The 26,662-nt window shown below is 51.4% G+C and carries 20 protein-coding genes and 2 pseudogenes; 15 read left to right on the forward strand and 7 right to left on the reverse strand.

From position 1 onward, the window contains the following. Nucleotides 1-58: 58 nt before the first annotated feature. The 6 genes from IPM20_02055 to IPM20_02080 all read left to right on the forward strand — a co-directional run bounded on the left by IPM20_02055 (nucleotide 59) and on the right by IPM20_02080 (nucleotide 6,714). Nucleotides 59-1,012 carry an IS5 family transposase gene (locus IPM20_02055; protein ID MBK9130416.1) on the forward strand — a complete coding sequence of 318 codons (954 nt, stop codon included), beginning with the start codon at nucleotides 59-61 and terminating at the stop codon, nucleotides 1,010-1,012. Nucleotides 1,013-1,182: 170 nt separating this feature from the next. Beyond that, complete coding sequence (locus tag IPM20_02060) at nucleotides 1,183-3,192, forward strand: hypothetical protein (GenBank protein ID MBK9130417.1); 2,010 nt, start codon at nucleotides 1,183-1,185, stop codon at nucleotides 3,190-3,192. Nucleotides 3,193-3,224: 32 nt separating this feature from the next. Then, nucleotides 3,225-3,869, forward strand: coding sequence for a hypothetical protein (locus tag IPM20_02065; GenBank protein MBK9130418.1), 645 nt, complete (start codon nucleotides 3,225-3,227; stop codon nucleotides 3,867-3,869). Between the two features lie 59 nt (nucleotides 3,870-3,928). Beyond that, the gene (locus tag IPM20_02070) at nucleotides 3,929-5,179 is read left to right on the forward strand and encodes a hypothetical protein (protein MBK9130419.1); all 1,251 of its coding nucleotides are present in this window, start codon (nucleotides 3,929-3,931) and stop codon (nucleotides 5,177-5,179) included. Nucleotides 5,180-5,287: 108 nt separating this feature from the next. Then, nucleotides 5,288-5,611 (forward strand): transcriptional regulator, encoded by a 324-nt coding sequence (locus IPM20_02075; protein ID MBK9130420.1) that lies wholly within the window; start codon nucleotides 5,288-5,290, stop codon nucleotides 5,609-5,611. A 419-nt stretch (nucleotides 5,612-6,030) separates the two neighbouring features. Further along, nucleotides 6,031-6,714 carry an IS6 family transposase gene (locus tag IPM20_02080; protein MBK9130421.1) on the forward strand — a complete coding sequence of 228 codons (684 nt, stop codon included), beginning with the start codon at nucleotides 6,031-6,033 and terminating at the stop codon, nucleotides 6,712-6,714. Nucleotides 6,715-6,824: 110 nt separating this feature from the next. On the opposite strand, the gene IPM20_02085 is transcribed toward IPM20_02080, so the two are convergent. The 3 genes from IPM20_02085 to IPM20_02095 all read right to left on the reverse strand — a co-directional run bounded on the left by IPM20_02085 (nucleotide 6,825) and on the right by IPM20_02095 (nucleotide 8,944). Further along, on the reverse strand, nucleotides 6,825-7,571 hold the full coding sequence (locus tag IPM20_02085; protein MBK9130422.1) for a hypothetical protein: 747 nt from the start codon (nucleotides 7,569-7,571) through the stop codon (nucleotides 6,825-6,827). Further along, nucleotides 7,555-8,355 carry a hypothetical protein gene (locus IPM20_02090; GenBank protein ID MBK9130423.1) on the reverse strand — a complete coding sequence of 267 codons (801 nt, stop codon included), beginning with the start codon at nucleotides 8,353-8,355 and terminating at the stop codon, nucleotides 7,555-7,557. Before IPM20_02090 ends, IPM20_02085 begins: the two co-directional genes overlap by 17 nt. Before the next feature lie 112 nt (nucleotides 8,356-8,467). Continuing rightward, the gene (locus IPM20_02095) at nucleotides 8,468-8,944 is read right to left on the reverse strand and encodes a hypothetical protein (GenBank protein ID MBK9130424.1); all 477 of its coding nucleotides are present in this window, start codon (nucleotides 8,942-8,944) and stop codon (nucleotides 8,468-8,470) included. 23 nt (nucleotides 8,945-8,967) lie between these two features. On the opposite strand from IPM20_02095, the gene IPM20_02100 reads away from it, so the two are divergent. After that, entirely contained in the window at nucleotides 8,968-11,232 is a 2,265-nt protein-coding gene (locus IPM20_02100) for an ankyrin repeat domain-containing protein (GenBank protein ID MBK9130425.1), read from the forward strand. Between the two features lie 569 nt (nucleotides 11,233-11,801). Here the strand turns inward: IPM20_02100 and IPM20_02105 are convergent. Further along, nucleotides 11,802-11,879 (reverse strand): annotated as a pseudogene (locus tag IPM20_02105) (transposase). Between the two features lie 781 nt (nucleotides 11,880-12,660). Between IPM20_02105 and IPM20_02110 the strand changes: the two are divergent. Both IPM20_02110 and IPM20_02115 read left to right on the forward strand, forming a co-directional pair. Beyond that, complete coding sequence (locus IPM20_02110; GenBank protein ID MBK9130426.1) at nucleotides 12,661-13,830, forward strand: ATP-binding protein; 1,170 nt, start codon at nucleotides 12,661-12,663, stop codon at nucleotides 13,828-13,830. A 175-nt stretch (nucleotides 13,831-14,005) separates the two neighbouring features. Beyond that, entirely contained in the window at nucleotides 14,006-14,818 is an 813-nt protein-coding gene (locus IPM20_02115) for a TOBE domain-containing protein (protein MBK9130427.1), read from the forward strand. Nucleotides 14,819-14,830: 12 nt separating this feature from the next. Here IPM20_02115 and modC read toward each other — a convergent pair whose 3' ends face one another. The 3 genes from modC to modA form a co-directional block, all read right to left on the reverse strand. Beyond that, nucleotides 14,831-15,892: a molybdenum ABC transporter ATP-binding protein gene (modC, locus tag IPM20_02120; protein ID MBK9130428.1), complete on the reverse strand. Its 1,062-nt coding sequence runs from the start codon at nucleotides 15,890-15,892 to the stop codon at nucleotides 14,831-14,833. 72 nt (nucleotides 15,893-15,964) lie between these two features. After that, nucleotides 15,965-16,651 (reverse strand): molybdate ABC transporter permease subunit, encoded by a 687-nt coding sequence (gene modB, locus IPM20_02125; GenBank protein MBK9130429.1) that lies wholly within the window; start codon nucleotides 16,649-16,651, stop codon nucleotides 15,965-15,967. Between the two features lie 6 nt (nucleotides 16,652-16,657). Then, on the reverse strand, nucleotides 16,658-17,413 hold the full coding sequence (modA, locus tag IPM20_02130; protein ID MBK9130430.1) for a molybdate ABC transporter substrate-binding protein: 756 nt from the start codon (nucleotides 17,411-17,413) through the stop codon (nucleotides 16,658-16,660). A gap of 250 nt (nucleotides 17,414-17,663) precedes the next feature. Here modA and IPM20_02135 point away from each other — a divergent pair, with 250 nt between their 5' ends. From IPM20_02135 to IPM20_02160, 6 genes and pseudogenes are all read left to right on the forward strand, one after another. Continuing rightward, nucleotides 17,664-18,938 (forward strand): alginate export family protein, encoded by a 1,275-nt coding sequence (locus IPM20_02135; protein MBK9130431.1) that lies wholly within the window; start codon nucleotides 17,664-17,666, stop codon nucleotides 18,936-18,938. A 361-nt stretch (nucleotides 18,939-19,299) separates the two neighbouring features. Next, on the forward strand, nucleotides 19,300-19,797 hold the full coding sequence (locus IPM20_02140) for a hypothetical protein (protein MBK9130432.1): 498 nt from the start codon (nucleotides 19,300-19,302) through the stop codon (nucleotides 19,795-19,797). A gap of 117 nt (nucleotides 19,798-19,914) precedes the next feature. After that, a pseudogene (locus IPM20_02145) lies at nucleotides 19,915-20,256 on the forward strand (DUF4143 domain-containing protein). Nucleotides 20,257-20,420: 164 nt separating this feature from the next. After that, nucleotides 20,421-21,338 carry a hypothetical protein gene (locus tag IPM20_02150; GenBank protein MBK9130433.1) on the forward strand — a complete coding sequence of 306 codons (918 nt, stop codon included), beginning with the start codon at nucleotides 20,421-20,423 and terminating at the stop codon, nucleotides 21,336-21,338. Between the two features lie 85 nt (nucleotides 21,339-21,423). Continuing rightward, nucleotides 21,424-23,307: a hypothetical protein gene (locus IPM20_02155; protein MBK9130434.1), complete on the forward strand. Its 1,884-nt coding sequence runs from the start codon at nucleotides 21,424-21,426 to the stop codon at nucleotides 23,305-23,307. Between the two features lie 151 nt (nucleotides 23,308-23,458). After that, complete coding sequence (locus IPM20_02160) at nucleotides 23,459-26,320, forward strand: ankyrin repeat domain-containing protein (protein ID MBK9130435.1); 2,862 nt, start codon at nucleotides 23,459-23,461, stop codon at nucleotides 26,318-26,320. The last annotated feature ends 342 nt before the right edge of the window (nucleotides 26,321-26,662 follow it).

The following is a 26,662-nucleotide window of genomic DNA, read 5'->3' on the forward strand; positions in this document are numbered from 1 at the left end:
CTGATTAATTCCCCGAATCGGAGATAATACAGAAGGTCATTTAATTGGGAAGCGAACGATGCGCCAACAGAGTTTTGCCACCGATGATTTCGAGAAATACCGCAAAAAGACCCGCAAGGAAGTCTTTTTGGAAGAGATGGACCGGATTATTCCCTGGAAAGCTCTGAGCAAGGTCATCAAGCCGTATTATCCCAGGCCGAAAGGTGCCGGCAGAAGACCGATTGGGATAGAACGGATGCTGCGCATCCATTTTCTCCAGCATTGGTTTGAGCTGTCCGATCCGGGCGCTGAAGAAGCGCTCTATGATTCACGGGCCATGCGCCAGTTTGTCAGGATAGACTTGGGCAAGGAGCCGGTGCCGGACGAGACCACGATACTCAATTTCAGGCACTTGATGGAGCGCCACAACCTGGGCGACGAAATGTTCCGGCTGGTCAACGTGTATCTGGCTGAGAACGGATTAAAGGTAAATCGTGGCACGATTGTGGACGCAACAATCATCGATGCACCTTCATCGACGAAGAACAAAGATAAAGCCCGGGATCCTGATATGCGCCAGACACGCAAAGGGAATCAATGGTACTTCGGGATGAAGACGCATATTGGTGTGGACAACCAGACGAAGCTGATTCATTCGGTTGCCGTCACGGCAGCGAATGTGCATGACTCCCAGCTACTCGGCGACTTATTGCATGGTGATGAGACACACGTTTGGGGCGATTCAGCGTATGCCGGGCAGAAGAAGCTGCTGTACGAGAAGGCTCCGAACGCGAAAGACTTCACACAAAAGAAAGGCAGGCGTAACCGCAAGCTGACCGAGGCCGAACAATCGGCAAATCGCTACAAGTCAAAGACCCGTTCACGGGTTGAACATGTGTTTGGTGTGATGAAGCGCCAGTTCGGTTTTACCAAAGTCCGGTACCGCGGTCTGGATAAAAATGCACAGTGCGTATTTACCAAGTGTGCCCTGGTGAACCTGGTACTGGCCAAGAAGAAATTATTGACCATTTGACAGGACAGTTGCGCCTGAAAACCCTGAATTAACCAGAAACATGGTTTATTCGGGTGTAAATGCACGCCTTTTTATCGCCATTTGATCGAGGATGAACAGTGGAACGAAATAACATCAATTGTTCAGAGCTTCCTTAGTTGATTGAGAACAAAGAAGTTGAGGTTTAGTGAATGACAGCAGCCATCTGTATTGCATGTGGAGCCAAAAAAGCAGAAGTTTTCACTGAATGTGGATCATGCAATTCTGTGCCTAAATCAAGTGATGATTTGGTTTTGTCACTAGTTCTCTCGAGGCATCTCTGTTCTGAGGCAAAGCTTGAAGTTTTTTCATATGAAATCGAAAATCACCTGAAGCTTTCTGTTTCGCAGGCTCTTCTCGATGAGGCCAAAGAAGCGCTTAAAGATCCTCAGCTACTTGCTATGTTGGGAGTCGGTCTTCATGTGGAAGCCAGCGGATCAAAAGGTCAAGCCGGAACGAGAGCAGGTCGGCCGGAACCGCGATCAACGTCTAGCTCAGGATCTCCTCGACGTAAACGTAGTTTGCGCCAGTCGCAGCTTCAGAAAAATCCTTTTGCGTTTCTAGGTGTTACCACCAGAGATGATCGGCGCCGGATCGTTGAGCTGGCAGAGGAAAAGTCTCTGGAGCTGGATCATGACGCATGCCAAAAAGCTCGCTCTGATCTTACCAGCCCGAGGATGAGGTTGAGTGCAGAAATGTCCTGGCTGCCCGGCGTCTCGCCAGGGAAGGCCGCACAGTTTGTCTCCGCGTTGCATTCTGACCCGATGTCGCTTCGTGAGGAGTCGGGCCTGCCGACCCTTGCTCACTTGAATCTATTGGCGTCGGCATTTGAGGCTGTAGACGGCAGTGATTCAGCAGATGATGTCGCTGAATTTATCCAGGAGATGGCGTATCTGGTGGACGATCTCTCCGCGGAACAGGTGCTACGCGATATTAACGAAGACCGTTCGGTATCTGGTTTTCCCGAAGTCAAGGGTATCGAACAGGTGGAGGCTGAGCTGTCCGAGCGAAAGCGCTATTACCGTAACGCAATCAAAGACGCTTTAAACAGGCTTCCGCCTGCTTCTCTTGTCGATGCCATGACTGCCGCCGTCGACCAAATTACCGCTGGCGGAGAAGATCACGCACCCGAACTCATCGACGACCTGGTGGATAGCTATGCCGTTGAGACACAAGGATTCTTGCAGAAAGAAGCGGAGAGTGTAGAGAAGCTGATCAATGCAGCCAGGGACTCAGCTACGTCAGGTGAAAAGGTAGTAAAGCCGATTGTAGACAAACTGGTGGTAGTCGCCAGGAATTGGGACAAGGTTGCACAACCAATTCAGCTGAGCGCAAAGGCAAGAGGAATCGATCACGACCCGAGTCATGAAATTGCCTATTCAATACGAAGCCTCGCGATTGATCTCTTTAACGAGCATGACATGCTTGATCAATCGCAGAGACTAACTGGGCTGATTCAAGAGCTTTTTGCAGAGTTACCCGAAGTTGTAGAGAGGGTTGAGCAGGATTCAGAAGCGCTTGCCGATATTTTTCAGAACCGAAAAATGAATGAGGCGCAGAAAGATGAATGGGCCCGCGATATCACCTATCGAGCTGAAGTCGGGGTGATGTTCAAAGATGTATTAAGTATCTCGCCTGATGGACTCAGTTGGAAAAACCAACGGTTTCCGTTAGATGCCGTTACCCGCGTGCGATGGGGAGCTGTGCGTCACTCTGTTAACGGCATACCTACCGGCACAACTTATACGCTCGCGTTTGGCGACAATCGTTCAGAGGCGGTTGTCGAGCTAAAGAAGGAATCAACATACTCCACTTTTCTAGAGAAGCTTTGGAAGGCTGTCGTTATTCGATTGCTGACAGAATTATTTGAGACATTGCAAAGCGGAAACGAGGTCCGTTTCGGTGAAGCAACGCTCAGCGATGATGGAGTTACGCTGGTTAAACACAAGTTTCTTGGGGCAAATGAAAAAGTTCGCTGCTCGTGGGGGCAGGTGCATGTGTGGAGTGCTGACGGCTCTTTTTATATCGGTTCCAAGGACGACAAAAAGACCTACGTCGGCTTGTCTTACATCCATGCTGCCAACACGCACGTCCTGGAACAGGCGATCAGAATGGCTTTTAAAAAGCCGGGAATGCGTCGGTTAAGCGACATGCTTCGGTGAATTCTTGTATGGCGGCATATTGAGGATCGACTATGGGGTTCATATCCAAATTATTTGGTGGCAACAAAGAGGACAAAGCACTTCGCGAAGCGTTTGAGCAGATTCGACGCATTATTGAAGATGAACAATTCCAACTCGATATGATTCATCCTGCGATGAAGGCGATGATCGAGTCTCGGCCCGCCTATGATCAGGATCCTAATGGCACCGGACCCTTTGGGTTTTCCGAGACCAACCCAATCCCCGTAAATGGTTCAATTGGCCAACTTGCCTATTTATCTAAACTCGAAACGGAAAGGGGAGAGAGAATTTTATTTCATAGGATTGGTGCGGTGGACACTATTGACGTTTTTGAAGCCGTTACCTTCTCTGGGAGTGAGTGGTTCATTTTATTTGTGGACCTATATCACCCTCGACGTTCACGGCTAACGCCTGACGGTTTCAGATTTACGGAAGAGGTGGGTCAGTTTTCAGGTTTCCACAAATTTTGCGCTGACTTCCCGTATGACTTCGTGGAGATGAAGCAGTCAGAGAGCGAATCTGGATTGAGTATGGCGTATATCGCCATCAGCAAGGTTATGGAGCCTATTCAGAACAGAGCGTACCAACGACCACTTGCCCACAAGGCGAAGTTAGATCTAGTGAAGAGTCGCCTGACCAGTGTTCAGACGCAATAAGGCTTGGATGCTCGTTTCGCCAAGCGAGAGGAGCGCTGTTTGATGAGCCAGGTGATGGCATGACGAAGACGGCCACTCACAAATGGATCTTCCCTGCACGTTTTCGTGCAGGAGCCTATGGTTGGAAATCCTCCAAATTAGCGTGCCAGCGACTTCTCGAGGCCGTTTCCGAAATCAAGAAGGTGGCGAAGAAAGAACCTGATCTGGCTGCAGAAGGTGCCGTTCGCCTGATCGAAAAGCTCTGGCCCGCGCTGGAACATGTGGATAGCTCCAGTGGCGCCCTGGGTTCTGCGGTGAATAAAACACTCGACCAAATGCTTCCCGTCATCATCGACGCGCCGGCGGATGCCAAGACACGCCAGAAATGGCTCGAACGCTTATGGCAGGCCATGGAGGATGACGGCGTCGATTATCTGGGGCCGGTGGGCGATCGCTGGGGAGAGGTATGCGGTTCGGTGGAAACCGCCAGTCAGTGGGCCGAAGAATTGATGCCGACACTTCGGTCGTGTTGGACCGATCCCAATCCGGGCAACTATTTTCATGGCGCAACGGCCTGCCTGTCCTGTCTGCTCGTGGCCGAACGCTATCAGGATCTGCTCGACCTGCTGGCGCTGGATCGTAAACCCTTCTGGCATTACCGTCGCTACGGCGTCGAGGCGTTATTGGCGATGGGCAAGAAGTCGGACTCGCTGCAATACGCCGAGGCATCCAGAGGCTTGAACCAACCGGATTCGGCGATTGATCAGGCCTGCGAAGAGATCCTGATTTCCTCGGGTCTCCATGATGAGGCTTATCGTCGCTATGGGCTGAGGGCAGCCCAGGGCAATTCGTATCTCTCGCGGTTTCGTGCTGTGGCAAAGCGCTACCCTATGAAGGATGCGTCAGCGATTCTGGCTGACCTCATCGCCACGACCCCTGGAGATGAAGGAAAATGGTTTGCGACCGCAAAGGAACTCGAGCTGTACGATCTCGCATTGGACCTCGCGAACCGCAGCCCCTGTGATCCAAAAACACTGGCCAGGGCGGCTAGGGATAACCTCGATCCGGCACCAGAATTTGCTCTGGGTTCAGCGCTGGCCGCATTACGCTGGCTGAGTGAGGGGTGGGGTTACGAGGTGACCAGCGTCGATGTGATAGAGGCCTATGACCGGGCAATGAGCGCAGCCACCAGGTTGAATAGGGCTGACGACGTCACCGGGCAGATCCGGCAACTCGTTGAGGCGACCGGCAATGGGGCGAGACAGTTTGTGCGCCAAGCGTTGCAGGGAAGAATGCGCGTCGGTGGTGACGACGATGGCCCAGTGACATAACCCGGTCACAGTAACGGAACGTTGTTGGGGCACTAACTCGGTAACATATATGCTACCATCGGCGTCACATGATTGAGGTTAGAGAATACCTCGACAGTGAGAAACCTGATGGCTTTGACGAAAGATTTTAAGGACAGCATACAGGCACGCGCCCAACGGGACCCCGCGTTTCGCAAGGCTCTGCTGCAGGAAGGGGTCGAACACCTACTGGTCGATGATGTCGATACCGGCAAGGCGGTGCTGCGCGACTACATCAACGCGACCATCGGGTTTGAGGAGCTGTCCAGGGTCTTTGGCAAATCGAGCAAGAGTCTCATGCGCATGTTCGGGCCGAAAGGGAATCCCCAGGCGAGCAACCTGTTCGCGGTCATCCATTACCTGCAGGAGCAGGAGGGGATACACCTGGAAGTCAAAGCCCGGAAGGTGGCCTAGGGTGCGTTGTGGCGGTGCTCAATCTGCAAATTTTCCGAGTATTTTGAAGGATTTTCTGAGCATGGTATTTTTCATGGTATCGCCATTTATCAGGAAAATAAGTCATTGAAAATAAAAGATAAAAATGGCTTATTGATAATCGAGTGGGAGTGACAGAAATTTATAAACCATTGAAATAAATAAAGAAAATAATTCCAATTGATAACTTAATCTGCATCATCAATGGTATTTTTCATGGTATTTATTGCGTCCAGCAACGCAGAAAACATCGATACCATGATAGGAAAATCGATACCGGCATGGTATCAGGAAAGGTGAACTGCGAGTGCCCTGGAGTAGTCGAGAAACCAGTTATAACAGCGAGCTTTTCCGGCAGGGGTACTGCCAAATTAACCGCACCAGATTGCTAGAATCGGCCCATGAACACGTATAAACGCCACCGATTCCCGCCGGATATCATTTCCTATGCCGTCTGGCTCTACTATCGCTTCAACCTGAGCCACCGGGATATCGAAGATCTCCTGGCTGAACGCGGGATCATCGTTACTCGGGAAGCGATTCGCCTCTGGTGCATCAAATTCGGAGCCATCTACACGCGAAGGTTGAAGCGCAAGCACCGTGGATATGGCGATACCTTCTACATCGACGAAGTATTCGTCAAAATCAACGGCGAGCAGCATTACCTTTGGCGAGCAGTTGACCAGGATGGTGAAGTGGTTGATGTTTTCCTGCAGGCTCGACGAGATGGAGCTGCTGCAAAGCGCTTTTTCAAACGGTTATTGAGGTCTCATGGCAGTGAGCCGAGGAAGATCGTGACGGATAAGCTACTTCGCTATCCTGTGGCCCACCGGGAAGTGATGCCCAATACGATTCACAGTAACGATCAGTACGAGAATAATCGTGCTGAACAATCCCATGAGTCGACCAGGGTGAGGGAACGGGATATGCGGAAATTCAAATCAGTTAGGCAGGCACAGAGATTTGTGACTGCTCATGCTGCTGTTTCAAATCTCTTCAACTTGGGCAGACACCTAATCAGAGCTCAGCATTACCGGGATCTTAGGATAAGTGCGTTCAATGAGTGGAGCAGGGTGGTAGCTTGATCTGATGAACCCAGATTCCTCTGGTTTCCAGAAGATAATTTGTCAGTACCGCGGAAACACCAGGCCCAGCTTCTGGTATTTCCGAGAATTGCGCTTGGAAACAAAAAACTCTACTCGGTAGGTTTTACCCTCCAGTCGGAAAGCAAAGATTGAATGTACGCTTCGACTTCTTCGTGAAGTCGGATATTTTCGCTCCTCAAGTTATACGTGAAATGATCGCCCCAAGGTGTCTTCCGCGAAAACCTGCACCACTGGTGATGAGATCCATCTTCTGGACGCAAATAGTTCTTCTTAAAAGCACAACCACCCATGTACAACTTCTCACGACTTGGTCTAGATTTAGTGCCGTCTGGAGCGACGGATAGGAGCGCAAAATCCGAGTTCATGCTCGGTTGTGGATCACAATAATAGTGGTAACGATAGTAGCCGGTATATTCATCAAGCTCTTCGCCAACGCAGGCAAATTTATGGCGACCGCGAAAGTGCCATAAGTCGTCGAAATCAGCCCGTACCTGGGAGGGAGTAATCCAAAGGTCATGTTGAGAGGGATCATAAACTGTGATGATACTCATAGTATCTTGCACCACACCATGCAATTGAACTTTGAACTCGGGTATTGCTTCTGCCAACAATGTTTCGCGAAGCATAATCGAGAACTCAGTCGCCGTTACCTTTCGGTACTTTTTTCCATCCTCCGCTTTCAACCAAGGACCGGGTTCGGGGTCGAATTCTGAAGGAATCAGGTACGTCGCTCTATCCGATTTTCTATCATCACGGTCCTCATGGTCTGCAAAGCAAAAAAGCGTTACACAGATTAGCAACGCCGATACTAAGGAGCGGCTAATTATCTTCGTCACAGCTAGGGCAGAACAATTCCGTGAAAAGCAACGCCTCATCTCGATGACCGCTGATTGGAGTGCCACCAAATGTTCTGTTAGGCAAACCTATGGAACTAAACTCCTGATGATGGTAGTCAGCAATTTGTCGCGGCCCGAGTTTCCCTGGCACTGATGGCCCACTGGAAAAATCTGTGTTAGTGAAAGTACGGTGTGCTTGCATTATCTGCACACCTATTTGTGTGAGCGACTCTGTCGCACCAAACCTTTGGGCGTAGTCAAGGTATCTCTTGTTCGCAAGACATCCCAACAAAAACTTGTCGAAAACGACATCGATATCCAGCGGTCCAAGGGGATCCTTCGATGTCATCCAGCGACTATTCCAGAAGTTCCGCCTATTGACATCTGAAGATCCGCTTGCTTGGGAATTTTGGTAGCTCGTTATAGCAAAATTCTGCGTTGGAGAATGACTTACTTCAGGCATGAAGTAGCTATCCGGGTCAATCAAATCCGGTAGCTCAAGCGGTGTTAGCTCGTTGAAGCAATCGTTCGTAAAGCCTATTGTTGCCGCAGCTTCTTCGGGTGTGTTTTCAACAACATCCCACAGTATTTCCATGAGGATATTCTTTACCAGAATCAAAGCTTTGGAATCTTCATCATCACCCCAAGGTGGGCGCAAATCGGGTAATCCAATCTCCACGACGAGTATGTCGGCGAATAGGGAAAATAACGTGTCTTTTCCCGTGTTGCCAGTCGTATTGGAGGATTTGGCGTAGCGGGCATCGCTGGGCCAGTTGATCCTCATCTATCGGGATGGTTCGGAGATCGCACGGCGTTATTAGCGGTTGACGTACGGGTGTAGGGGTGAACCGGCAAGCCTAGAAATGGTACGCCCAGCTGTGACGGTCGCCTCGGATTTACTGGCGTTTGGCAAACAGATCGGGATAGGTTGTATCGGAAGGTGCGCGTCGTGGCGGTAGTGTTGGTGGTGCACGCTTTTGCACGTGGTCGAGGATCTTGCGGATCAGGTCCGGATCGGTGATATGCGTTATGACCCGCAGCTGTCCGCCGCAGAGCGGGCAGAGGGTGATGTCTATGTCGAAGACGCGCTTCAATCGCTGCGCCCAGGTCAGCGGCGCGGTGGGCGGGTTGTTGCAGTCGCTGTGTGAATCTGTGGGAGCGGCCGGCCCGGTTGCCGGCTGATTTGCTGTGGCCGTACAGGCGTAAACCCCTCGGATTGAGCCAGGCATAGCGCTCGTCACCACACTCGCCGGTGGGGCGAACTGGTGGACGTGGGAGAGGATCTTATCGATGATAGCCGGGTCGGTGATGTCGGCAATAAGAAACGCGTATACCAATTTCTGTGTTGGGCGCATTATTTGAAGAGTGATCAATCTACACGACTGGGGGATTTGCGGTGGGGTTCAAAACTTTTGTACGCCGTTTCTTTAAAAAAGCTGACGACGTTGTAACAGTGACTACAGCGGAGGCTGAATACATCGAAGATGAAATCGACAGCGAGCCCGCCAAAGTTGACGATATAAGTACACTGTGTAGCGCGTGTTTTTACAATAAAACCGAGTGGTTTAACCAGATTATCGCTGAGTTGAGCACAAACCATATTGATATCAACGGCAGCATCTGCCACGAGATATCGCCCATTGTTTACGCTTCATACTACGGGAATCTGGATATCGCCCGTACGCTGCTTGAGCAAGGGGCCGAAGTAAACGTGCAAGACACATTTCACGAATCGAAACGGACGCCTTTAATTTTCGCTGCGCAGAAAGGTTATGCTGAATTGGTGGCGCTGTTGATCGAGAACGGCGCGAGGCTAGATGACACGGAATTTAGAAACTACTCGGCATTGATGGTCGCAACGGAAGGCGGACACGTTGAAATCGCGCAAACGCTGGTCGCGCACGGTGCGAAATTGGATGTCAAAAGTAGCGCCGGATTAACGGCGCTTATGATTGCCGCCAAAAACAACCAACCCGAAATCGCACAATCACTGATCGACAATAACGTGGCGCTAAATGAAAAGAGTATTCCCGAAAATACTTACAACTTAGTACCTGAACATACGGCATTACATTTTGCCGCGGAAAACAATGCCTTTGAGGTTGCGGAACACCTACTTAAAGGAGGCGCAGATTTCACCATTGAAGATAAATACGGCAGAAAACCAATTGCCCTCGCCATAAGTGCCGGACACCCTGAAGTGATTCAATGCCTGTTGCGTTACGGCGAGACCCTGGATCTTGCGAATCCGGAGTTGATATCGGATGCGTTTCGTTGTGAAAATTTAGGGCTGGCTAAACTCTTGATGGACCAAGTCACTGATATCAATTTTATGGTGCCCCCAATTTCCGAATTTGGTGCGACCGATCGAACGCCTTTTACCATTGCTGTAACGGAGCATGATAAAGAACTGATTGATCTTGTTCTCTCGAAGGGCGTGATCTTTGATCGAGACAATCACTCGTGTGACAGAATGTTGTACAGAGCTGCAGCCCGAGGGTTTGATGGCGCAATAAGGGTGCTTGTCGAGGCCGGTATGGACATACGAGCCGACGCCAAAGCCTTCTTTGCTGCAATAACAAGTGGTCATGAAGAGACCGTAAAACTCCTCATCGATCTAGGATCAGATATACATGCGGTAGGTGAATTTAATAAGGCTTCGACATTGATTGAGGCGGTCGCCCGTGGCAATAAGGCAATGGCTGAAATTCTGCTTCAAGCCGGTGCCAATGTTGACTACAAAACTCCCTATGGCGAGACGGCACTTGTGGTTGCGTTTGGGGAAGGCGATAAGGAGATGGTTAAGTATCTGCTCGATAATCATGCGCATAACGACATTTGTGAATCCGAAGATGAGTTGTTCTTCTTGCTTGCGGCTAAAGAGGGCGATCTGGAAGCTCTCGAATCCTTGCTTCGAAAAGGCGTTGCTGTTGACGTAAGTACCCGAGGTGATCAAACAGCCCTGACCCTGGCCGTGCATAATGACCATGTGGACTGCGTTAAGTTCCTGTTGGATAACGGTGCGAACCCAATTCCCGCGTCAGGCTTTCTAAGCGAAACGATGAAAAGCCATAGCTTGGAAATTTCGGATTTATTGGTTGCAAACGGTGCTGACAAACCGGAGTTTGACATGCATGACGGGGCGCTACTCTTGAATGCGATTAGGAACGATTGCCCACACATCGCCGAGTATTTGATTTTGAACGACGCCAATCTGGATGGTGTGACAGTCGAGGGCAACGCTCAAATAGGAGAAGATTATGAGCGTCATTGGCCCATCATCGTGGCTGCAGAAAAAGGTCATGCAGACGTTGTCGCCTTACTTATTCAGAAAGGCGCGGATGTGAATGTCAGCAATCACTATGGCGACACAGCACTAAAGTACGCGGCTCAAAATGGCCATGTTCGGGCCGCTAGAGTGCTGTTGGAAAATGGCGCCGACGCGAACAAAGGTAACTACATCCGATACATTCCAATGATGGATGCGGTTGCAGAGGGTCATGCTGAAGTCGTTATGCTACTGATCGAATATGGCGCGGATGTTGATTACGAAAATCCAAACGATTCGTCAGGTCCTATGAAGATTGCCTATGACAGAGAACACTCGGAAATCGTCGATATTTTGATGCTGGCCGGTGCCTCTCACACGAGAAGATATTAAGTCGGCGAGGAATCGAGCACTTTAGCACGTAGTGCTCGTCAAGCAGAGAAGTGATTCGCAAATGAAACTATAGTGTTCTTTGGATTGTAATACCCCCGGAAATCAAAAGACGCCTAATAATGGTTTAAATCATATCGTCCCGACCAAATTTTCGGGGTTCAGGACTGAAGAAATGGTCCTCCAATCGAATCTTAAAGGTTGAGCCAGTACCTGGTGCCTTTTCTCTCACCCGTCATTTTCAAAGCGAATAGGGAAAATAACGTGTCTTTTCCCGTGTTGCTAGTCGTATGGGAGGATTTGGCGTAGCGGGCATCGCTGGGCCAGTTGATCCTCATCTATCGGGATGGGTCGGAGATCGCACGGCGTTATTAGCGGTTGTCGTACGGGTGTAGGGGTGAACCGGGAAGCCTAGAAATGGTACGCCCAGCTGTGACAGTCGCCTCGGATTTATTGGCGTTTGGCAAACAGATCGGGATAGGTTGTATCGGAAGGTGCGCGTCGTGGCGGTAGTGTTGGTGGTGCACGCTTTTGCACGTGGTCGAGGATCTTGCGGATGAGGTCCGGATCGGTGAGCTTGGGGCGAAGACGCCGTGGTAGCGGGTGAGGTTGACACGTGGGCGCGGTATGAGCGCAGCAAGGCGGGCGATGACTAATCGGCAGGATTGCCGATTTGCACGACCGAAGGTTGCCCGCAGGGTGCGGCACACGGACGTGCCGCATGAACCCGTATTCAAGTCGTCCGCAGCGCAGGTAGTCCTGGAATTCGGTCAGCACGAATCGAGGTAGTGGCACCTCTTGCCGCTGCAATTCATCCCGCAGGGCCGGAAGATGCTGTTCGACGATGGGGTAGAGCGGCGTGTTCTCCGGCTGATGGCGCTGGTAGCGGAGGCTTGCGCCAATGATCCGGTTGCCGGTAACAGTTTCCACCGGACAATGATGGCCGGCGAGGGCGGTCCATCTCAGCGGTCGGTTGCTTAGAGATGTGTGAGATACGCGAGCCAGTCGCCGCTTTACGGACCAGAATCCGCTGCCGCGGCCGGTCATTTATGTCTCTGCATTTGGTCACTGATGCCTCGTGAATTGCAGTACACTGAGCCCCATCGCTACCGGTATCTTTGAAAACATCGCAATTTGTATTGCTGAATGCGGGTCTTTTCCAGTTTGCATAAAGTGGCGGTCCTCAATCTGCATTATTTTCGAGTGAGTTGAAGGATTTTCTGAGTATGGTATTTTTCATGGTATTACCGATATACAGGCACATAAGCCATTGAAAATAAAAAAAATAAAAAAGGCTTATTGATAATCGAGTGGGAGTGACCGGCACTGGTTGGCAATGTCTGGCAGTAACAGGCATTGGTAGGACACTGAAGCCCGGTTGATCACTTATATACCTTGCAAATAAGGAGTAAGACTCCCAAAATGCGTGGTATGTTAAGGCGGCGAATTACAGAAAGACTTCAGACAATGATCGCACAAGTGCCTGCGGTCGCATTGCTTGGTGCGCGTCAGGTAGGCAAAACGACACTTGCAAAAACCATTGCTAAAGACATCAACTCAATTTACCTCGATTTGGAAGCCCCCGAGGATTTGCTTAAGCTCAGCGACCCCAGCAGTTTTTTAAGCGCCCATGCCGATAAGCTGGTTATCCTCGATGAAATACAGCGAAGCCCACAATTGTTCCCCGTGCTAAGAGGTCTGATCGATAAAAACCGGGAGCAGGGACGTAGAGCAGGTCAGTTTTTGCTGCTTGGATCGGCATCCATGGATTTGATGCGTCAGTCTTCGGAAAGCCTGGCAGGTCGGATTAGTTATCTCGAGATGGGGGGGCTTAACGTTGCTGAAATTGATGGTAAGCAAGCGGATCGGCAGACCCTTTGGCTGCGGGGAGGCTTTCCCGACAGCTATCTGGCCACAGGTGATGACGTGGCCATGGACTGGCTTGAAAACCTGATTCGTACTTATCTTGAGCGCGACATACCGCAAATGGGCTTCCGTGTCCCCGCAGCAAGGTTGCGCCGACTGTGGACGATGTTGGCGCATTTGCAAGGTGAAACCATAAACTATTCCAAACTGGCTTCAAACCTGGAAGTCGATGCCAAGACGGTAAGTCATTACATTGATATTCTGGCGGATCTTTTGTTGGTCAGACGTCTTGAGCCCTGGCATGCCAACGTCAAAAAGCGATTAGTAAAATCACCCCGCTATTATGTTCGCGACAGCGGTATTCTGCACCGCTTGCTAGGTATCGACAGCTACGATGCGTTACTGTCTAATCCGGTTTTGGGCAAGAGTTGGGAAGGCTTTGCCGTTGAAAATATTCTGTCGATATTACCGAGTCGCACAGAAATTTATTTTTACCGTACAGCCGCCGGCGCAGAGGTTGACCTGGTTATCAAGATGCCGTCATCTGAAATCTGGGCCATAGAGATCAAGCATGGGGTTGCCCCAAAAATCGGCAAGCACTACAACCAGACCTGTGATGATGTTGGTGCAACACACAAATTCATCCTTTACGGTGGTGAGGATGAGTTTCCTGTGGGTAATGATGTGAAAATTATTTCTCTGCCAGGGCTTATGGAAAGAATTTATTTAGGCTGATCCTTCGTAATTTCTGAGCATGGTATTGTTCATGGTATTGCCGATTATCAGGAAAATAAGCCATTGAAAATAAAAGATAAAAATGGCTTATTGATAATCGAGTGGGAGTGACTGGTACTGGCAGGCAACGTCTGGCACTGACAGGCATTTGGCGTTTGGCCGTTGGAGAAAAGTTGTGGCAAGCAAGAAATCTGTGAAAGGCCAACTTAAGGGCGATGTTTTTCTGCTCACTGGCAATAAACAATCCTTTGCTTCAACGCAGATTGAGCTGCTGAAAGCGATCCACGATTGCGGCTCAATTTCTAAAGCCGCAAAAGCTATCGGTATCAGTTACAAAACGGCGTGGGATCGGATTGATGCGATGAATAATATGTCCAGTCAGCCGTTAGTAACGCGATCAGCTGGTGGCGCACACGGAGGGGGCACCGTAGTGACGGCGTTGGGGCAAAGGATTCTCGAAGGGTTTCAGTCTCTGCAGGATGAGCATCAAAAATACATTGAGCGTCTCGGCAGTAAACTCCACTCGTTGAACGATATCGCTAGTTTCATCAGGAGCGAAAGCATGAAAACCAGTGCCAGAAACCAATTCCGTGGCACCATTAGTCGGATCACGCCTGGTGCAGTGAATGCGGAAATTGAAATCGATATCGGCACTGCTCAACCGATCATCGCCATTATTACGCAAGACAGTGTTGAGCGACTTGGACTCGAGGAAAATGGTGACGTGATTGCCTTGATCAAAGCCTCGTCAGTCATCGTGAGCGTGGACACCACTATTGTCACCAGTGCGCGCAACAAATTCATTGGCAAGGTTTCCCGTTTAGTAGCCGGGGCTGTAAATACCGATGTCACTCTTGATGTCGGCGGCGGTAAATCAGTTTGCGCCATTATCACCAATATCAGCGCGACTGATCTGGGATTGAAAGAAGGTGAAAAGGCCTGCGCCTTGTTTAAGGCACCCAGCGTGATATTGCTAAAAGACGATTAATCGCAAACGTGTTTAGCGCAAGATGGCAACGGATTTAATTTGTGCCCATAGCCGTTGCCCAGGCACCAACTTCAGGTAATCAACGGATCGAGAGGTCAATTGTGCGGTTACAAAGTCGTCATCGGCTTGTAATCGTACCAACGCCAAAGCAGTGTCGCTGTCAGTGGCTATCTCCTGGACGTTCACCGGGAGCCGATTCAAAATGCTGGAGTCCTCATGGCAACTCAGGGTCAGACTGACATCCCTGGCCAATATCCGCACCCGAATACTCTGGCCTATGACATCTCCCATATCCTGCACCCAAAGGTCACCGCCTGCACAGCTAATCCGTACCAGGTGCCATTGCTCGTTGCGCTCTCTTACCTGTCCTTGCCAGACAACACCGGCATCACTGCCCACTGGCAGAGGCACATCGATACGGGAAAAAACCTCATTAACACGACCTTGGGCGACAGCGCGACCCTGTCCAAGTACCACCACATGGTCTGCCAGGCGCGTCACTTCATCAAGGGAGTGACTGACATACAGTATCGGCATATCAAAGGTTGATCTGAGCCTTTCCAGATAGGGCAATATTTCTTGCTTTCTGGCGGTATCCAGGGAAGCCAGAGGCTCATCCATCAGCAGTAATCGAGGTTGAATGAGGAGTGCCCTGGCAATGGCCACCCGTTGCCGCTCGCCACCGGATAACTGATGTGGACAGCGAGCCAGCACCTGTTCGATCCCCATGAGTGCGATCACTTGATCGAATAAAACATTTGCGCTCGGAATGCCGGATCGCTTCATGGCGTAATTCAAATTGCCTTGCGCAGTGAGATGGGGAAACAGACTGGATTCCTGAAAGACATAACCCAAAGAGCGCTGATGGGTAGGCAGAAACAGGGTATCGCTTTGCCAGTCTTCGCCATTGACGGTTAAGCGCCCTGATTGGGCGCGCTCCAGCCCGGCCACGCACCGCAGCAAGGTCGTTTTCCCCGAACCTGACTGACCAAAGATGGCGGTGATTCCATCGCCCGGCAGCGTCAAATCGATATCCAGTGCTAAGGCCGACGGATCGGAACCGCTGTAATACATACGAAATTGCGCGTGCAGCCTAGGCTCAGGGTTTATTCGTATCGTGCCCACCGCAGGATCGTCTTCAGCCATTTATTTAAACCCCGTAAAAGGGTTTTTCTGTTGAAATCCATACAGCCCCAATAACACCAGAAACGAGAAGACCACCATACTGCCCGCCAATACATGGGCCTGGGCATACTCCAGCGCCTCCGCGTGGTCGTAGATTTGAACCGATACAACGCGGGTTTGCCCAGGGATATTGCCACCGATCATCAAGACCACTCCGAACTCACCCACGGTATGCGCAAAGCCGAGAATAGTGGCAGTGATGAAACCGGGTTTGGCCATAGGCACCACCACCGTAAAAAACCGATCCCAAGGGCCCGCTCGAAGTGTCGCAGCCACTTCTAGCGGTCGGTCACCCAGTGCTTGCATGGCATTTTGTATCGGCTGCACCACAAACGGCAGCGAATAGAATACCGAGGCCAACACCAACCCCCAGAATGTAAAGGCCAAGGTTCCCATACCGAATTGCTGTGTCAGTTGACCGATAAATCCGTGCGGTCCCATGGCCACCAGCAGGTAAAAACCCAGCGCGGTGGGTGGCAATACCAGTGGCAGTGCCACCACAGCGCCCACCGGCCCTTTTAACCAGGAGCGAGTGCGCGCCAACCACCAAGCGATAGGCGTACCGATGAACAACAGCAAGATTGTCACCGTGGTGGCCAGTTTAAGTGTTAGCCAGATTGCCGTGAGGTCCGCTTCAGAAAACACGATGCGGGCCTATTCTGTGGTGTAACCGTAGGTGCGAATGATGGCATGAGCTTCCTCGCTGCGTAGATACGCCAGCAGGGCTTTAGCGCCAGCGCTGTCTTTCGCGCGGTTTAACAGCACGGCATCTTGACGGATCGGGCTGTAAAGTTCGGTGGGTATGATCCAGCTAGACCCTTCTTTTATCTCGCCCTTGTCCATAATTTGCGACAACGCCACAAACCCCAGATCGGCATTCCCCGAACCAACAAATTGATAGGTTTGCGCAATGTTTTCTCCCATCACCCATTTGGGCTCCGTGGCTTGTTTAAGCTTGAGTGATTCCAATACTTCCACTGCAGCAGCACCGTAGGGCGCAAGTTTTGGGTTGGCCAAGGCCAACTTGTTAAAGTCACCATTTTTTAAGCGAGCATCATCATTCGTAAAGCCGGGCCTGGTAGACCAGAGTGCCAGTGCACCCACCGCGTAGGTAAAGCGACTGCCAGGCACACTTAACCCCGCATTTTCCAATGCCTCTGGCTTCGCTTGATCAGCCGATAAAAATACTTGGAATGGTGCACCGTATTGAATTTGCGCAAAGATTTTGCCTGATGAACCAAAAGACAAGGTCACTTTATGCCCCGAGCTTTTTTTAAACTGTGCCACGATATCGTTCATGGCAGCCGTGAAATTCGCGGCAACAGCGGCATGAATCTCTTCGGCCTGGGCGGTGCTTAATAGCAGCAGATAGCCTAACGAGATGGAAATCAAACGGTTAAATCGACGCATGGAGTTTCTCCTTATTCCGGTGCAACAGGTCATTTCATTGCAACAGGGTTGGTCATAGCCGGGGCAAGTGTTGCCTCGATACGTTATATAAGACAGTATATAACGTATCACAACAAATCCGAGCGACCCAACCACGCGAGCTTGGCGTACACCTGCCGTCACAAAAAGGGAGACCTGTAGATTGCCCGCCAAAGCCCACCGATTGCTAGTTCTTACCCTGTTGCTACTGTCAGGTGCCCCACCCAGGAGCATGGCTGAAGAAAGCCCTGTATGGAGTCTCGATGGTACCTACCGCTTGCGCTATGAGTCTCTTGACCAACCCTTTCGTGCAAACGCCAGCGGCAGCGATCAGATACTGGTCTCGCGTTTGCTGCTAAGTCTAAAGGGGCGCGGAGAGCACGGGTTTAGCGAGCTGGAACTTCAGGATTCTCGTGCTTGGTTGGACGACAGTGACACACCTTTGGGTACTGATGATGTTAACGCCTTCGAGCCCTTACAGGCCTATCTTGGTTGGCAGGGGACTACGAATAGCGGCGATGCATTTGCCGTAAAAGCGGGGCGCTTTACCATGGATATTGGCAGCCGTCGATTTGTGGCGCGCAATCGTTTTCGCAATACGATCAATGCCTTTACTGGCGTACATGTGGACTGGAAGACCAGTTGGCATTGGCAGGCCTACTACACCTTGCCGGTACAGCGACAACCCAATGCCCGAAATGAGTTGGACGCGAACGAGATAGAATTTGATGAGGAATTTCGCAATGTGCGATTCTGGGGGCTGGACGGTGCGGGTAAAGTTGGGGTAGCGAATCTGGAATTATTTTGGTTTGCCTTGCAGGAACGCGATGGGGGCGGTCTCGCCACAGATAATCAAGACTTTTATACGCTTGGGGCGCGCTGGTGGCGAGCACCCTCAGCTCGACACTGGGATTACGAAGTGGAGGCTGCTTATCAGTTTGGCGAGTCTCGCAATAGCGCGGCGCCAACGGATACCAACAATCTCGATCACCGTGCCAGTTTCCTACACAGCCACCTCGGCTATCAATTCGATGATACCTGGCAATCCAGACTCACAGTGGAATTTGATTACGCCAGCGGTGACAAAAATCCCACCGACAATGAAAGCAATCGCTTCGTGACCTTGTTTGGTGCGCGACGATTTGACTTCGGACCAACGGGAATCTATGGGCCAATTATTCGCGGCAATATTATTACACCCGGACTGCAGTGGGAATTCGCACCAACCGACATAGTTCGGGCGTTTGTCGGATATCGCGCTTTCTGGCTTGCGGAAAAACGGGACGGTCTAACGGCAGCTGGCTTGCGAGATATTAGTGGAAACAGTGGTCGCTTTGTTGGCCAACAACTGGAGGCACGCTGGCAATTAAATGTTGCCGCACAATGGCAAGTGGAACTGGGCGGGGCCTATTTGATGAAAGGTGAGTTTCTTAAGGATGCCCCCAATGCCCCGGATACCGGTGATACTATCTATGTTTATTCGCAAATTGTTTACCGGTTCGAGTGAAGCTGTGTTGCCCATACTAACGACTTGGGTCAGCATTTCGGTGAATGTAAAACTCTATAGGGCTTTCTTGCCGCTTAGGTAGAGGGGTCGGCTGTTTGCTAGCGCTAAATCTGCATCTTTTTCGAGCATTTTGAAGGATTTTCTGAGCATGGTATTTTTCGTGGTATTGCCGATTTTAAGGAAAATAAGTTATTGAAAATAAAAGATAAAAAAGGCTTATTTATAATAGAGTGGGAGTGACTGGTACTCACAGGCAATGTCTGGCACTGGCTGGCATCACAGCTGAGATTTCAAGATCTCGCAGCTGAGCGATAAACTGGACAATGTCTGTGTTGAAACGGGCGACCGGAAACAGCTTAAAGTGATTCGTTCCTGGCTGTTTCAAAGCGAGCAGAGCTACGCCAGTTTCACGCGATATCTGGAGGCCTCGGACGACGATGAGAAAGAGAAAGCGTGTAGTTCAGCAATCAAACAAGCCGAACAGGGAGGCAATATTCTATCGAGCGCGGATCTGTTATTGAACCTGGGTCAAACGGAGCGAGTCCAGACTTTGGTTTTAGGCCGGAACCAGGAATTGACGGGGTGTTTTTATGACAGTCTGTTGAGGCTGGCCAAGGCGTTTGAAAAAACGGATTGCAGTATGGCGGCCACAGCGTGCTACCGCGCCCTGTTGCTGAATATCCTGGCACATGGGCGCAGCAAGGCGTACGGCCATGGTGCACGGTATTACAAAAAGCTGGAAGCGCTGGCGAAGCGGATCAAGGAATTCAAACCACTGCCAAGACATCACGCCTTCGTGCAGCAATTGCACTCGGCGCATGGGCGAAAGAAAAGTTTTTGGGCGCGACTGGAATCATGATGTAGCGAAGCCTGCAGCACAGCATGGGGGGTGGCATCTCGACATTTCTGGTGAGTATTAGCAGCAATTTCTGAGCATGGCATTTTTCATGGTATTGCCGATTACCACGAAAATAAGCTGCTGTCTAATCCAGTGTTGGGAAAAAGCTGGGAAGGATTTGTCATCGAGAACATTCATTCTATCCTGCCCAGCCCTACAGAAACCTACTTTTACCGGACAGCTGCTGGTGCGGAGATCGATCTGGTGATCAAGATGCCTTCGTCTGAAATTTGGGCCGTCGAGATTAAGTATGGGGTTGCCCCCAAAATTGGTAAGCATTATAGCCAGACTTGTGATGATGTTGGCGCAATGCATAAGTACATCCTTTATGGTGGCGAGGATGAGTTTCCTGTGGGTAGTGATATAAGAGTCATTTCATTGGCAGGGCTTATGGAGCGACTTCGCTTCGCAGAAAAGTGAATCGCGATGAGTGAATCCCAATACTACGAGTTCATTGCCATTGATGAGCCACTGACCCCCAAAGCAGATGGCCGAACTGCGCGCGTGTTCGTCTTGCGCTAACATTACACCAAGCAGTTTCGTAATAAGGGGGCACTATTTTCGGCCGCGAAAGGAGACGGATTGTGGGATACATATCATTCGACGCTAAAGTTTCAACCGATCAGTATGAGGGGTTTAGGCAATATCCGCGGTTACCAGAGGGATGGACACGACGGACTAGCGTCGCTTTCCTACTTTATGGCTGCGCATTGCAAGATCCCCCAGAGAATGATTCGGCGAAGGCGGCTTTGCAGCTATCGCGCCTCGACAGAAAACTCTCATCAATCGCAATGGACTTGTCTGCTGAGTCAGTCGTAGAAACGGCTGCGTGCTACTTGAAAGATCGAATTCTTGCAAGTGGAAACGTCGGAAAAAACCTATTCGCAATTGGCGAGCACGCGAAGTTGGTCGCTGAGATGGAGCTAAACCTGCTTTTGGAACGAATATATCCGGCCATGGAGAAGCTGGCCATTGAGACGGGAAACGTAACGGAGATTAATGAGACCTTCCTGAATACTGTCGACACTATGTTCGTGTCTGGGCCCGTTAGAGCAGGATTGGGTTTCTCTAATTTGGCACCACCGGCCAAATGTAGCGGCTTGGGATTGACTTTCGATCGACTAATCTACAGAACAAGTAAGGGTGTGGGCCGAGGACCGTTTTTCGAGCTGATTAGAAGTTCTGTTATTCAAAATTTCGAGGTAATCGAAAGCGCGTTTAGAGCTCGGCCGTTTGACGATGATGAGGTCCTCGTCGCTTGGGAAAAACAATCGTATGTCTTAACCTCTAGATGCCTTTATTTGTTTACTCCAAATGCAATGTCAATTCTCCTGGACGATATTGGTGGATATTCTAGAAAACGTCGACTATTTGCCTGGCCGATACTGACTTTCAGAGTCATAGTAGATTTGAAGAGTGGTGAACGGATCATTGCCAGTGGTCTCGGAGGCGCGCCGGACGAGCCCGCTATGCAAGCCCGTCTTGAGAATCGCGATGCCTGATCCGTCGGAATCATTTCTAGATTTCTTCGACGTCCGCGATCCGTTTTATACTCTCTCCGATTAACACCATCAGTGGAGAGCCACCATGAGTACCTGTGATATCTGTGGTAACGACCTCCCGGCCGAAGCTATGCAGCGATTTCCATCCTCGCTGATGTCAACCCTGTCCAAGCAAGCCTTTGTGCCAAAACACCTGCCTCGGGTCATGCAGGACATGGTTTCGGCAGACACGTCCTTAGAGGCCCTGTGGAAGATGACCGTCTCGGTGAATGAGACTGATTGGGGTTTATGTCCGTCCTGTGCCGCCGAGGTTCGAGAATTTTCTGCAGCAACGAAGGAGTCAAACAGAACTCTGGTTACGCCCACTCGAAACAACCAGCCTAGTCAAGCCGCGAGCGAGCGCATTGCAGCTTTCTTCGGTGGTATATTGCTAGGGTCGATTGTCATCATTCTGCTGGTTTACGTATTCGGAACGCTCGCCGCGCCCTTCACCGATGAGCTTGATCTGAGTGATATCTACTCCTGGTCGGGGATGCGGTGGATCGCGCTTGGTGGCCTCGGTGCCGGATTTGTTATTGGTATCGTTCTCGCGTTTGCAGACACAAGCGATAAGCAGGAACTCACAACCGCTGCTACCCCGGTTACTTCACCTGCTGCAAACGTCAGCTCGTTCTTTGTCAAGTCTTCCGACAGCCTCAGCACTTCCAACACCCCTATAGCCGGCGATTTTCTGATTCCTGGCAACATCACGGTCATCATCGCCTTCTTTCTGCAGCCGCAAGAGACACCGGGCGGCCAGGCAGAGTTTATCGGCGATCTGTCCGGTGAGGGTCAGTGGAAACAAAAGTTACTCGATGAGCTAGGTCTCAAAGGCGTCGAAGTCCGGCTGTTCACTGAAGACCAGTGGCGGATGCCGCAGATTCGGTCGGCTGACGAGATTTACGACCAAAAGAGTCTGGCGGATATTGTCGGCTCCATGGCGATCGCCCTCGATGAACTGGGCGTGGCTGATGAGGTGGTCAAGAAGTATATCCAGGGTGATTTCGAGAACCTGAGGCGACCGACGTCGGGTCAAGTCATCCTGTTTCAGGCCATCGAGGCACCGCGCAGCCATCTTGGTAGGTTGTTAGAACCGGGTAAGCCTGCGGTGGCCGGGACAAGAAAGCTCGCCCCGGGTACGACAGGCACGTCTTGCGACAGTCCCCCCGAGCAGGCGCTACGAGAACCCGCGATCGATCCCATCGAAGCGGATCCGACGTCGAAGAGCGGAACCGTCGGGTTCCAGATGTCCGACATCGAGCGCCGCGTGATCGATCGAACGACATGGCCGCGCTCTGGCGCGTCCATCGACGAAAAAGCAACCGAACAGCTCGCTGCGAGCCTGGGCGAGGGGAGCATGCGCATCCATCGACGCGTGAATGTTTTCGATCCGGCCGATGCGCTGCCGTCGCCCGGGAGTTTCGTGTTCTGGTCGATCAACGGGATGGCTGTTGTGGCCGCCGTCGTTCCAGACGGCATCGATGGCCTGAACAACATGCCCTCGAATATCGAGGCCGGGTTCTTTGAGCTTAGAACGCAGGTCCAAGCTTATGATACGTTTCCCGTCATGTATTCGCGGCTGCTGCTGCCGACTGTGACCGGGCTTGACCGGAACAGCGATGGCGAAATCAAAATGCAACTCCACGGGCTGGTGCTCGAAAGTGCCGGCGACTTCACGAACGCCGACTTTCAGGACTGGCTGATCGCGATCAAGAAGACGAAGCACACCCAACTCCAGGTGTTCGACGAGGACGGCAACAAATTGGCGATCGGCGAACGTGAACTGCTCGCGACTACCATTGCCACATACGTTCTGGGCTTCGACCAGTCGGCAGCCATGCTGGAGAGCATTGCGTCGCATCACCGCGACTTTCGCACCGCAGCAACGCAGCTCTATCGCGATTTTCCCGAAGCGACCTGGCCGGCTTGAGTCCTTGTTGTGTCAGGTTCTGGCCAGCATCCCCACGCTACGGCGCGGGCGAGCCAATTTGGCAACTCGTCGAACTACAGCTGAGACCCCGTGCGGCAAGAAGTCATATGTTTCAAGTGATTTTGCATCTTGATCTCAGAAGAGAACCGCCATGAGTACCTGTGATATCTGTGGTAACGACCTCCCGGCCGAAGCTATGCAGCGATTTCCATCCTCGCTGATGTCAACCCTGTCCAAGCAAGCCTTTGTGCCAAAACACCTGCCTCGGGTCATACAGGACATGGTTTCGGCAGACACGTCCTTAGAGGCCCTGTGGAAGATGACCGTCTCGGTGAATGAGACTGATTGGGGTTTATGTCCGTCCTGTGCCGCCGAGGTTCGAGAGTTTTCGGTGGCAACGAAGGCGTCAGGCGAAACACCGGATGCCCCCGATCGAAACATGCAGTCACATCAGGCTTCGGGCGACATTACATTCGACCCCATCACATTCGACATCGTCTTAGGCTTGATGATCGTAGTAGGTGCTGTTGTCTTGGCCTGGTACGGGTACCGCACGGCGGACTCTGAGTTAATGATCCTGGGAGGGTTATTTCTCGGACTTCTATTCCTTACGGGTGTAGGCCTTGCGTTCTCGGGCCTCCGTTCAGTGACACGGAAGCGGAGACAAAGTCTGGCAAAGTGCAAGGAATGCAGTGCACAGTACAGCTTTTTGAGCGCTCGGGGCGATGGATTGTGTTCGGTCTGCGGAGATAGAGCCGATGAGGAGATGAAGCGCGACGAGGAGCAAGCAGAGCGCCTGAAAATCAGGAATACAAATGAGAAAATACGTGCATGGCTTGATGCAATTGCCAGTGGCGAAGAATGGAAACATTACGGCGTGGGCCTATGGACGTCATTAGGTCATCAGGCGTCCCAGACTGTCAATCTCTGGGCCGGCCGCTTTTTCGGCGGAATTCTCGGGGATATGTTGCATAGCGAGACGATGCTTATGAGTCTGGTGGCGGTTACAGAAAAGCACGATCTCTATATTGCGCATCTTGGGGGAACAGTCGGCATTTCCCCAGAGCGGATAAATTCGGCTGCTTTTAACAAGGCCACCGTCCTGAAAATGGTGCTCACCCGCGCCAATGTTTCAGTAGATCATGAAGGTAGGCTTGTCGTCAGGGGATTTCAAAACGGGAAATCCATTGCCATGTCCTTCCCCGCCTGCTTCATCGATGGAAATGAAAAACTGCCAGCACGCTTAATGTCCATCGCTGCACTCACACAGCAAGGGAAACAGCCACCAGTAGCCGTTCACACTGATCCGGACGTTGAGGATGCGGATTATCAACCCGGAAACAGTGTATTGGAATCATTGATGGTCCAAACACATACTGCTTGGAAGGCGGGCGAACTCGATCCCTTAAATAAGGTCTGTGCTCAGGAGGCGCGTACCAATTCCCTACGCGCATTTATCGATGGACATCGTCAATACGAAGAGGACATCCTCCGAGCACATCGGTTGCGGGCATTTGATGAGGACGAATTTCTTGTTGGTCTCAACGAAGAAGATTTTGTGCTCACGTCAAAAGCCCTTTATTTGTTTAAACCTGAAGAACAGGTCATCCTCTTGCGGGACGTCCAGAAATTCCAGACCAAGGGGATCTTAAAACTGACGCTCGAGCTCACTATGGCCAGCGGAGAAAAACGGACACTTCCCGGGATAGGATCGCTTCCCGAAGATCATTATGTCCAGCACTTTATGAGTTACGTTTATCCAGGAACAACTGCTTCGGCGACCATTGCGATCGCGGAAGCTCCAGAAAGCGAAGTCAGTTCTGCTGTTGAGTTTGATGAGCAGGTCGAGATAGCCACACCAGAGCTGGCGACGTTACAAGTTGAGGGTGAAAAACAGTCGGACGATATGCCTGTTTCGCTACTCTATCTGGCCGCCGCCGCAGGAGACGCCGGCGCGGTCAGAGCTCTGATCGAAAAGGGCACAAAAACGAACGTCAAAACGAGTGGCGGTGTAACGGCCCTGATGGGTGCGGCCGCCGGCGGTCATGGCGCAGTCGTCGACCTGCTGCTTGCACACGACACCGATGTGAATGCACAGGCGGAGTTAGGTCATTTTGCGCTATACCTAGCCGCGCAGAATGGTCATACAGGGATTGTGCGCGAACTGCTCAAGAAGGGCGCAAACGTCGACATGCAGACGAACTGGGGTGCCACATCACTCCAAGTGGCGGCGCAGCAGGGACACCGTGAGATCGCCGAGATCCTGCTGGAGTACGGCGCCACGGTCGACCTGGATTCACAGTTCGTACCGCGCGCCATAGTAATCGCCATGCACGCAAATCACACAGAGTTGGTCGAGTTACTGACACGGGCCACAGTGGGCCTTGTGCGAGTGGATGGACTGAGTTACCTCGGCACGCTTGGAAGTGATCAACTGCCTGTCGGCGAAGCCCGGCTGATCGATGGCCAGGTAACAATCAGCAGCAAGCGGTCAAGGCTCAAGAAAGATGACAGTGTAGACTCAAAGCAACCCGAATCTGTAAATGAAGAAGGACAGGCATCGATGTTCGTGTTCGATTACGAACGTATGTCGGACGCCTATGGCATTGCCGCATTCGGGGCGATCGCGGAGGGATTGCACGGCTCACGCGGTGTCTGTGCATTTCTCGATGGCGATCTGGAAATCGCCGCCGGAGGGGTGTCGGGTGTGCCAGGCCTCCTTATGGGAATTCGGGATAACGGGTGGGTGATCGGTACTTCACGAGCGGACAGCCCTTTGATCTTCCTGGCATCAATCGACCACCTCCATGGTTATGTCGCAGCCATGTGGACAGACAATGCTGAGGCCATAGACCTGCTAGATCGACACCTGGCGAACCGATTCCCCGATGCTTACCTAGGTTTCCTGAGGCATCCGCAGCGTCTCGATCTACCCAAGTTCCACGACATCTTCCAGCCGTTGCAGCTTCCGGTAAAGGCGACCTATGTGGATGGGAGGGAGAAAATCAACTAGGAGTACAAGAGTGGTCGAACCAAGTATGTGTTGGGCAAGGTCGCGCAATCCAGTGGGTGGAATGTCCGCCCCGGAAAAGAGTCAGATAGGGGCACCCGTTAAAAAGCTGTCCGTCAAGAGTAAAAAAATTCCCTGGGCTTGAAATTATGGTTTTCATGCTTTGCTGCGTTCAGTCACCGAGATCCTCACCATTGCCGATATTTCTCTCTGTTTCGATTGATCGTGACCGCTCATTCCGGTCATGATCCCCGGAGTCTGTCGAAAAGCAGTGGAATCTTCCGACTTTTTCAGGCGTGGCAGAGCGCTGAGGGTCAGGTCTCGCTTAGCGGAGCGATTGCCGAC

The organism is Gammaproteobacteria bacterium, from assembly GCA_016716465.1.
Classification (GTDB): Bacteria; Pseudomonadota; Gammaproteobacteria; order SZUA-140; family SZUA-140; genus JADJWH01.